A 475-nucleotide genomic window follows, 5' to 3' on the forward strand; every position below is an offset into this window, starting at 1 on the left:
CGCGATGCGCGTCGGATCAGCTACACGGAGTGGGCTGAACGTACCCAGGCGGCCGCGCGAGCCAGTGTGCTGCTGAGCGCGCAGGAAGAGGACGCGCTGGAGTACCGCAAGCAGCTCGCACGCCGTGTGGACGCTGGAGAAGTCACGCCGGCTCAGTTCGATCGCGAGAATGAACGCGCCCTGCAGCAGCTGAAGGCTCAACGCGGAAGAGCCTGACCGACGACAGCTAGCCTCTTGCCTGCAACAAGACCGGTTCTTCCCGGCAGTGCGCCCGAGGCGTTCGCGACACCGCAAGGCGTGCGGCGGGCAAGCACGTGACGACAGGCTCTCTCCTGCCGGCCTCGGCGCCGCGGCGCTGCCCTTCGCGTCGCCGGCCGTGCATGCGGCGGTGCGCGAGGTGAAGATCAGCATGCAGCGCTCGTCGGTGCTGTTCACGATCCTCAAGGTGAAAGGCACCCTGGCCGAGCGCCTGGCG

The 475-nt window shown here is 68.2% G+C and carries 1 protein-coding gene; it reads left to right on the forward strand.

From position 1 onward, the window contains the following. Window positions 1-216, forward strand: a 216-nt coding sequence (locus MKL09_RS03615) for a hypothetical protein (RefSeq protein WP_244018038.1), incomplete at its 5' end; no start/stop codon positions are given. Window positions 217-475 lie beyond the last annotated feature (259 nt).

This window comes from Methylobacterium sp. J-048 (assembly GCF_022829515.1).
GTDB lineage: Bacteria > Pseudomonadota > Alphaproteobacteria > Rhizobiales > Beijerinckiaceae > Methylobacterium.